The sequence below is a fragment of the Microcystis sp. LE19-10.1B genome, from assembly GCF_027530565.1.
GTDB classification, from domain to species: domain Bacteria; phylum Cyanobacteriota; class Cyanobacteriia; order Cyanobacteriales; family Microcystaceae; genus Microcystis; species Microcystis aeruginosa.
Genome location: NZ_JAPZQM010000700.1, coordinates 1 through 3,723 on the forward strand (window position 1 = coordinate 1; position 3,723 = coordinate 3,723).

The following is a 3,723-nucleotide window of genomic DNA, read 5'->3' on the forward strand; positions in this document are numbered from 1 at the left end:
TATATAGAAAGGCATTTAGCGATTTTTGTCAATTGTTTTTTATCTAGAGCGAACTAATCAATTAAGTCTCTTGCCAGATAAGGATTTAGTCGATTTATGCCCCCCTATCGAACCATAACAAGTAACGAAGAGCCAGTTTTAAGTAATGAATTATGAATTATGAATGGAATTCGGAGGTGGCTTCGCCGCCGAGTCAAGCGCGGGGCGGAATTCGGAGTTCCGAGGCGCATTTGTAAGTCAACCAAATGTAGAGACTGTGATTAATTCCTGAATTAATCTACTAAATCATCAACCATCAATCATCAACGGTTAACTAAAAATGAAAATTGCTAACCCTCTTTATTACCCTTTAGCCGTTTTAGCAGGCGGGATCGTTTTAGTTGTTGGTGTTCGCTTTTTGGGATTATCTAATACTGTTACTTTACCAACAGCATTGGCGGTAACTGTAGTCGGCGCAACCGCCTTGAAAGCTAGAGAACCAGATGGGGAGAAACGGGTCAAACAACAATTACAACAGGAACTGCAAGTTATTCAAGGTTCGGCTCAAAGTTTAGCAGGAAAGGCAGAAGTTCTGCGTCAAGAAGCTAACCAATTATTAAGCAGCAGTTCAGTGCAAATGGACTTATTAATCGCCGTACAGCAAGCTTGCGATAGTGCTATTGAACTTCCCCCAAAAATAGAACAAATTGCTCAACGTTTGCCAGAAAGTGAATCCTTATTGTCAATCAATGAGTTACAACAGCAACTCTTGGAAGTTAAAAGTAAAATTCGTTCGAGTTTCGGTGTATCTCGTAAACAATTAGAACAGTTGCAAGCCAGTTTAGAACGGAATATTGAATTAGCACAACAAGGACAAGATACTCGTCAAGCAAAATTAACTAGCTTGTACACTGTGATTCAAGACTCGGCTGGGGTTCTGCAACAATTACAAAATAAATTGCGGACGGCTGACTTGACTAATTCGGAAGAACTTATAGAGTTAAGAAATTTGAGTGAAGAATTGAGTGGCTTTCAAGAAAATATTGATTTTATCATTTCTTGAACCTGACTAATAAATCAACTAAACTGGAAAAATCAACACCACAATACTACCCTGGAGATTGACGAGTAATGAACTTCTTAAAAACAGTTGCTTTATTAGCGTTATTAAGCAGCATCTTAGTTCTGACGGCTTATCTACTCATCGGCGGGATAATTGGTGCAGTTATCGGCTTAATCGTTGCTGCTGTAATTAACTTTAGTCTCTGGTTCTATTCCGACCAAGTTGTTTTAGCCGCTTTTGATGTTCGTCCTGCCAATTCTCAAGAAGAAGCTATACTCAAACCCATAGTTGAAGTGCTGTGCTACAGGGCAAATTTACCAGAACCTAAACTGTATATCATTCCTACTTCTTCTCCTAATGCTTTTGCTACTGGAAGGAATCCCCAACGGGGTGTTGTCTGCATTACAGAAGGGTTGATGAAACTGCTTCCTGAAGACGAATTAGAAGCCGTTATCGCCCACGAACTTAGCCACATTAAACACGGTGATGCCCTTACTGCTACAGTTGCTGTCACTATTTCTGTAGCAATTTCTCTCCTCACGGAAACAGGAATGACGGGAATGTTTGCCATGTTTAACTACCGCAACGCCAATCCCATCCGCCTAGCCGCCTTATTCCCTACCTTGCTACTTGCGCCCCTTACGGCTACCTTAACTCAATTAGCCATATCTCGAACGAGAGAGTATGCTGCTGATGCAGGTTCAGCAAGTTTAACCGGAAATCCTCGCGCCCTCGCTAACGCCTTAGAAAAATTAGAAAATAACAGCCAACAGCAGTCAATATCCACAGAAGAAAACCCAGCGTTAGCTCCCCTTCTAATTATTAATCCCTTCAAGGGTAAACTTGTCAATCGCTTATTTGCCACCCATCCTCCCACTAACAACCGCATTCAAGAATTACTCGCCATGCAACCAGGACTCTTAACGCCTCCCACTAGGAGAAACAGCCCTCAATCGAAACGCAGACGGGCAATAATTTCGGCTGCGATCGCCCTAATTGCTTTCGCTTTAGCTTATGCACCTCTTCCTGGCGTGCAGCAAAACCTTACCATCGTCAGTGGGACGGAACTTCAAGAACCATTGGCAGTCCTAGAGCCACAATTCGAGGCATCTCATCCCAACATTAACTTAGAACTGAAGTTTCAAGGCTCTCAGGACATAGTTAATAACTACATCGACCAGAAACATGACTTTACGCCTACTATCCTCATTCCAGCCAATGGGGAAATCTTAGAGGAGTTGCGCGATCGCCTGGCGGTACAGGGAGAAAGCAATCCCTTCTACGATACGCCCCAACCCATTGTCAAAACCTTCCTGGTGGGTATCGCTTGGCCCGAGAGAGGAAAGGTTATCTTCCCTGGGAGACGCTTTCAATGGCAAAGTGTAGAACGGGCCATGCAAAAGCGTAACTGGACTGCTATCGGCGGACAATCTACCTGGGGAAGCTTCGATTTTGTCATGACAGACCCTAGCCGTTCCAACAGTGGTCAGTTAACCTTAAGTTTGTGGTCCCAGTCCAATCTTGGCGGAAGTCCCCTAACTGGTACTAACTTGAATGGGCCGGGAATTCAATCTTTGTTTGCTCTGATTAAGCGTTCCGTCTATCAGCCGCCCCTTTCGAGTGACATTCTCTTGCAGGAATTTATTGCTCGCGGATCCAACGACGCTGATGTGGCGACTACCTACGAAAGTATCGCCCTCTATCGCTGGTCCCAAGCCCAAACTACCCAGGAAAAACCTTACCAAATCTACTATCTTGACCCGACTATTGAGACAGTAGCGACGGCGGCGATCGCACGGCGGGATGTGAATGAGGGACAAGCGAAAGCAGCCAGGGAGTTTGTCGCCTTTCTCAGACAGCCTTCCCAACAGGAAGTATTCGTCCGCTACGGGTTTCGCCCTGTGATAAGTGGCATAAACTTAGAATCAGTCTCCAACAGTCCCTGGAATCAGAATATTCCCGGTGTGCAGGTCAATCCTTCTGTACAATTTAGCCAGCCTCCTGATGCACAACTGAGGAAAGAAATTCAACGTTTATGGCAGCGAGTTAATTAATTTGAATCAATTGACATACTCCCACCGTCAAGCTACGCTGTGACAGGGGATTCTTTCCATATCACTAGACCTCTTGCATAAATCCGAAAACAAACGATAGAAACAATAATGGGAGGGACTTTCAGTTAATTATTTATTAGTAGTTGATAATCTTCAAAAATGTTGCTGTACAAGGATCGACTTAAGACTTTTGCAAGAGGTCTACTAAGTAGTCGTACAAAATTAATTTCCTAGTCGAGACAGGAGACTCCGAGACAGGAGACTCCGAGACGGGAGACTCCGAGACGGGATACAGCTATTAGGGATCGGATTTGAGTTTTCAGTTCACTGTTTACTGATCACAGCAGAAGTCTGACGGAGTAGTGGCTTAGATGTGTAATTAATTGTGCTTAGATACTTATCGGAAATTCCTTGTTCAACGAGACAGCTTAGATTCTCAATGTCTCCACTGAAAACCCAGAGGCCGGACTCTCCCCCCCCGATGTCGGGTAGGGCTGTTTCATTCTCCCATCAGAATATCAAAAGTAAAAGCGATCACTGTCAGGTAAAATGAGAAGTGAACGCGAACTTTTGAAAGATATGTTGAGCTTAATAGAAAAACTAAAACAAGTCAAGGACTTTCGGAAA

At 43.8% G+C, this 3,723-nt stretch carries 2 protein-coding genes; both read left to right on the forward strand.

The annotated features are described in order from the left end of the window. Positions 1 to 319: 319 nt before the first annotated feature. Positions 320 to 1,042 (forward strand): DNA repair protein RecN, encoded by a 723-nt coding sequence (locus O9332_RS24865; protein WP_004163389.1) that lies wholly within the window; start codon positions 320 to 322, stop codon positions 1,040 to 1,042. Between the two features lie 68 nt (positions 1,043 to 1,110). After that, positions 1,111 to 3,096, forward strand: coding sequence for a M48 family metalloprotease (locus O9332_RS24870; protein ID WP_004266742.1), 1,986 nt, complete (start codon positions 1,111 to 1,113; stop codon positions 3,094 to 3,096). Positions 3,097 to 3,723 lie beyond the last annotated feature (627 nt).